The sequence below is a fragment of the Arthrobacter sp. H41 genome (genome assembly GCF_000520535.1).
Taxonomy (GTDB): domain Bacteria; phylum Actinomycetota; class Actinomycetes; order Actinomycetales; family Micrococcaceae; genus Arthrobacter_D.
In genome coordinates, this window is record NZ_KI914811.1 from 35,041 (window position 1) to 40,162 (window position 5,122).

Below are 5,122 nucleotides of genomic sequence, written 5' to 3' on the forward strand. Positions count from 1 at the left end.
TCGGGCGAACAGGGCTGTCAGGAGGCCTATCGGCCCCGCCCCGGTGACCAGGACGAGGCGCCCGTCCACGCCGTCGCCCAGGGACCGGACCATTCCGCCCGTGGCTTCCGCCGCCGCATGCAGCAGCCCGTTCGCGCAGATCGGCCCGAGGTGCGCAACGAACACGCCGAGCACCGGGTCGAAATCCTCGGGAAGGAGTACCAGATGCTCGGTCAGCGGGTCCGCCACATGGGCCGTGGCATGACCGTACGCTGTTGCGAGCACATCCCCTGGAGAGAACACGCTGCTGCGGGACGTGACGACCTCGGCCACTTCCATGTACCCGAGGCGGCGCACCGGGTACACCGTGTCGGGCACATCCGGGAGGAAAAGGCCGAGCTCGGTATCGAAACGGGACCTCAGCCCGGGATGGTCGCCCTTGACGAAGGCCAGCTCGGTGCCGGCGGACAGGCCCGTGGCCAGGGTCTTCAGCAGCAGCCCGCCCTCGGGCACCTCGGACAGCTCTTCGTCCACGATGTCGACCCGGCCGGCTGACGGGACCACGATATTGCGGCGGTTCATGCTGCACTCAGCGCCACCGGCCGGCCGCTGCGCGCCGATTCAGCGACAGCGCAGGCCAGGCGATGGGTGCGGAGCGCCTCAGCGTAGGGCGTTCGTGTACCCTCGCGTTCACCGCGGACGGCCTCGATGAACTCGCGGTCCACGGCGACCCGGGGGTCGAAGCCGCATTCCAGCTCCGTCCGGACGGATCCGTCGAAGCTGCTCAGCCCCGCCTCGGAGAGTTCAAGGTACAGGCCGCGGCTCACGACGTGCAGTGCAGCTCGCTGTTTCGCCGCCAGTACGGAGGTGGCAGCGAGCGTCGCCACGGCGCCCGAGGCGAAACGCACCGTTGCGGCGGTGGCATCGTCGACGTCGTCGGACTCCGGCCCGTCCATCCCCAGCGAACCCCTGACACCTGCGGCGTACACCTCCACCGCTTCGCCGAGGAGGAACCGCGCGGTATCCAGCACGTGGGTGAGCTGCTCCACCACCTGCCCACCGGAGCGGTCCATCCTGCCCCACCACGGAACGGGCGGACGCTTGTCGAGCCAGTAGCCGCTGGCCAGGAGCGGGGGCGCGTCCGCCAGGAGGAGCCGGGCGTGCTCGACGGTATTCATGCAGCGCCAGTGATAGCCGGTGCCCGTCACCACTCCCACGGCCTCGACGAGTTCCCCGATCTCCTCGGCCACCTCCAACCCGAGGCCCACGGGCTTCTCCACGAAGAGCGGGAGGCCCCGAGCCAGGGCGGCGCGCTCACCGGACCCATGCGCAAACGGCGGGACACACACGTAGACGGCATCCACGGCGACGGCGTCCAGCGCCTCGTCGGGGGCAGTGAAGGCCGGTACGGAGAGCTCCCGGGCAAGCTCCTCGGCCGTTCCGGGATGCGAATCGGTGACGCTGGCGATGGTGGCCCCGAGCCCCGTCAGGACATCGACGTGGCGCCGCCCCACGGAACCGGCACCGACCAGAGCTATTCGAATCGTCATACTGCCGCCTTTTGGATGAGCTTCTCGTACAGGTCCAGATAGCGCCGTGCCATAGCTTTCGGAGTCCAGCCCGCTGCTGCATCCCGGCAGGCCTGGGGATCGATGGCCTCGAGATCCCGCAAGTACCTCACCAGGTCATCCTCGTCCGCGGCCAGGTACCCGGTTCGGCCATGGTCCACGAGCGAGGGCAGCACGCCGAGCGGCGTTCCGATCACGGGGACGCCCCGGGAGAGTGCTTCCACCACGCCTGTCGCCCCCGGTTCGGCCCACCGGTTCGGCGTCAGCAGGGCACGTGCGGAGCGCAACACCCGTTCCTTCGCCTCGCCGCTGACGCCGCCGATCCAGCGGATGTCGCCCCCGTCCAGCAGCGGCCGGACCTCCTCCTGGAAGAACCGTACATCCGGGTGGCCGGCCAGCCCTGGGCTTCCCGCCGCCAGCTGCCTGTCCAGTTCCGCCGGGTCGCCGAAGCCCGCAACCGGTCCGGCCAGCACCAGCGGAACACCCGCGCGCCGGCAGGCCCTCGCCGCAATGTCCTGGCCCTTGTCCCGGGTGATTCGTGCGAGCACCAGGACGTGGTCCGCCTTGTCCACCTGGATTTCGAGGGCAGAAGGGGCAGCCAGCGGAACGACGCCCATCACCTGGCGCTGCAGCGGCTCCGGCGCGCGCTCGAGCTGCGACCGCGAAACGGCGGCGAAGCACACCCGGCCACGTCCGTTGAACGTCGAGTAGAAGTCCGCATGTTTCCGCAGGTCCCAGTGCAGGGTCTGCAGGACCGGGGGTGCTGCCGGGCCCATGGCGCCCAGCACTGCAGGTCCCACCACTTCCAGGTGATCGTGGATCAGGTCCCAGGCGGCGCCGTCGCGGATGGCATCGACGATGCCGTGCATGTGGGCGTGGGCCATACCGGACACCTGGTTGTACGGCATCGCGATGGAACGGAACCGGGGTTCGGCGAGCGGCCGCAGGTAGGCGTCCGCTTCGATGGACGAGGGCCCCACCGTGGCGAGCGTGACGTGGACGCCGGCATTCCTCAGTTCGGGAACGAGGGTGGCGACCACGGTTTCGATGCCCCCGTATCCGTCCGGAGGTACGGGGAGCCAAGGGCCGGCGTTGACCAGGACACGCAGCGGGGGCATCAGGCGGTCAACTCGCTGACTGCGAGCAACCTGGCGCGCGACGCACGGTATTCCGGCACCGACGCCATCGGCGGCCGTTCAGCGATCTCGATCGTTGTGGTCTCCGGAATGAATTCCCCACCGCCCCGAAGGAACTGGGTCAGATCAGCCTTCGCAGGTTCCGGCGGAACGAGTCCGGGCCGGACCAGCCGCGACTGCACGGTCAGCTGGACCTGGGTGGCCATCCGGGCCAGTGCCGCGTCGGAGGAATTCCGATGGCGGCGCTCACCCAGGTCCACCTGGGCCATGCCGTCCAGTCCCACTGCCGCAAGCACATCGATGAGCATTCCGATTTCGACGCCATAGCAGGACACGAAGGGAATCTGTTCGAGGAGCCGACGCCGGGCGGCGTACTCTCCGGCCAGGGGTTGCACGATCCCGGCCAGCTGTGGCCAGAACATGTTGAGCAGCGGCCGGGCAACCAGCTCCGTGACCCGTCCTCCGCCCGCAGGCATCACCTGGCAGCCATCATTCAGGGGCCGGTCGTAGCAGCTCTTCACGAAATGGATCTCCGGGTCGGCGAGCAGCGGACCGAGGAGTCCGACGGCGAACTGCGGGTCGAATTCCTCGAGGTCGGCGTCGATGAAGACCACGATGTCCCCGGTGGCGACGACGAGGGACTTCCACAGGGCCTCGCCCTTTCCCGGGATGTTGCCCAGCCCGAGCAGAATATCCTCCTGGTGGGCCACTGTTGCCCCTGATGCGGCAGCGATGGCGGAGGTATCGTCGGAGGAGCTCGAGTCGATGACGACGATCTCATCCAGCAGCGGGACCGCCTCCATGAGCTCACTTCGCAGCGCCGAGACGATCGGCCCGATGGTGGCGGATTCGTTCCGGGCAGGCAGTACGACGCTGATCCGCTCACTGCCCTTCCGGTGCACCAGCTGGGCGGCCGACCATTGGAACCCGTCATAGGTCTTGGTTGAAAACCACTCCTGAACGTCCGCTTGCATAGTGGATCTCCCTTCCACGGCAGAGCCCGGCGACGTGCTTGACCGGGTGTCGATAGGATCAAGACGAAGACTACGGTCAGGAACGGCTCTTGTGAACACCCGCGCCCAACCCGGGCGCCGCTGCGGAACAGAGGAACTTGTGCATCGAAGGGATACCCTCCTGCCGCCGGGAAGGCCTCGCCTGGTGCTGTGGCGTCACGGGCAGACCGAGTGGAACGTTCTCGAGAAAGCGCAGGGCCAGGCGGATATTCCCCTCGATGCCACGGGACGGCGACAGGCCAGGAAGGCTGCCAGAATGCTGGCGACGTTCCACCCGGACTTCATCTGGTCCAGCGATCTGGTGCGGGCGCGGCACACCGCAGAAGAACTTGCCGCGCTCAATGGAGCGGAAGTGTTCCTCGACGAGCGGCTGCGGGAATACGACGTGGGAATCCGCCAGGGAACAACCTTCGCCGAGTTCCGGGAACAGCACCCGGATGTTCACCGCAAGTTCTTCGTGGAGGACAATTACCGGGTTCCGGGAGCGGAGCTGCCGTCCGAGGTCGATGACCGGATGAAGGCAGTCCTGCAGGACGCGGCCGCCGCCGTGGGGGATGCCGGGACCGGTGTCCTCGTGGGACACGGCGCAGCACTGCGCAGCGGCCTGTTGGCGTTCTTCGACGCGCCGCCGCACATGCGCGAGATGTTCGCGGGCATGGCCAATTGTGCCTGGACCGTCCTCGAAAAACATCCGGAGCGGGGCTGGCAGATCATCGATTTCAACGCGAAGACCCTGCCCGATGCCTCATCGGTGCTCGCCGACGAGATGCCGGGGCACTGACTTCCCCGGAGTGCCACCGACATTCCGGATCCACCGGTTGTGCACGGCGCAGTGCCGCGCCCTATTTCCGGCTGAGGGCACTTTCCTTGTGGGCGGCTTTCGCCCCGGTCTTCGCACTCTCGACGATGTAGTACGGCTCGTCCTCCGACGCGTTGAACTTGTGGTCGGAGAACTCGAACTCCTTGACGCGTTTCTCGACGATCTTGCCGTCGGTGGTTCCCTGGGACGTATTCCAGGTCACCGCGTCTCCCTTGGAGAATGACATTGCCAGTCCTTCCGATGCGCGGCCGAGGGTAGTCGCGTTTTTCGACCCTACCCCCGGCGGCGACCGGGCGGAAGGCTAGAGGTCCAGGTGCGTGGGCGCGAAGAGCCTCAGGAGCGTCTCGACCACCACCACATTGGGTCCCTCCGAGGCAAAGCTTTCCTCGAGGGCCTGCCGCACGCCGGAGGGTTCCACCCGGCGTGCCGGCACCCCGAAGGACTCGGCGAGTTTCACGAAGTCCGGCCGGGCGAGTTCAGTGGCGGTCGCCTTGCCGAAGGCTCCCTCCATGTATTCGCGCAGGATGCCGTACCCGCCGTCGTCGACGATCAGCCAGGTGACTGCAAGGTCGTGCTGCCGTGCCGTGGCGAGCTCGGCGATCGAGT

At 67.6% G+C, this 5,122-nt stretch carries 6 protein-coding genes and 1 pseudogene; 1 reads left to right on the forward strand and 6 read right to left on the reverse strand.

All coding sequences use genetic code 11. The features are described from left to right. From Y705_RS22390 to Y705_RS0112235, 4 genes and pseudogenes are all read right to left on the reverse strand, one after another. Positions 1 to 561, reverse strand: a pseudogene (locus tag Y705_RS22390) (zinc-binding alcohol dehydrogenase); the annotation flags it as partial. Beyond that, entirely contained in the window at positions 558 to 1,529 is a 972-nt protein-coding gene (locus Y705_RS19615; protein ID WP_049822696.1) for a Gfo/Idh/MocA family protein, read from the reverse strand. The pseudogene Y705_RS22390 and the gene Y705_RS19615, both read right to left, overlap by 4 nt. Beyond that, positions 1,526 to 2,665 carry a glycosyltransferase gene (locus Y705_RS0112230; RefSeq protein WP_081738020.1) on the reverse strand — a complete coding sequence of 380 codons (1,140 nt, stop codon included), beginning with the start codon at positions 2,663 to 2,665 and terminating at the stop codon, positions 1,526 to 1,528. Before Y705_RS0112230 ends, Y705_RS19615 begins: the two co-directional genes overlap by 4 nt. Then, entirely contained in the window at positions 2,665 to 3,657 is a 993-nt protein-coding gene (locus tag Y705_RS0112235) for a glucosyl-3-phosphoglycerate synthase (protein ID WP_026533067.1), read from the reverse strand. Before Y705_RS0112235 ends, Y705_RS0112230 begins: the two co-directional genes overlap by 1 nt. A gap of 184 nt (positions 3,658 to 3,841) precedes the next feature. Between Y705_RS0112235 and Y705_RS0112240 the strand changes: the two genes are divergently transcribed. Then, positions 3,842 to 4,477 carry a histidine phosphatase family protein gene (locus Y705_RS0112240; RefSeq protein WP_049822697.1) on the forward strand — a complete coding sequence of 212 codons (636 nt, stop codon included), beginning with the start codon at positions 3,842 to 3,844 and terminating at the stop codon, positions 4,475 to 4,477. A gap of 61 nt (positions 4,478 to 4,538) precedes the next feature. Here the strand turns inward: Y705_RS0112240 and Y705_RS0112245 are convergent, their stop codons facing one another. Then, entirely contained in the window at positions 4,539 to 4,742 is a 204-nt protein-coding gene (locus Y705_RS0112245; RefSeq protein ID WP_026533069.1) for a hypervirulence associated TUDOR domain-containing protein, read from the reverse strand. Positions 4,743 to 4,817: 75 nt separating this feature from the next. Continuing rightward, the coding region (locus Y705_RS19620; protein WP_253908602.1) for a thiamine pyrophosphate-dependent enzyme at positions 4,818 to 5,122 on the reverse strand (305 nt) is incomplete at its 5' end.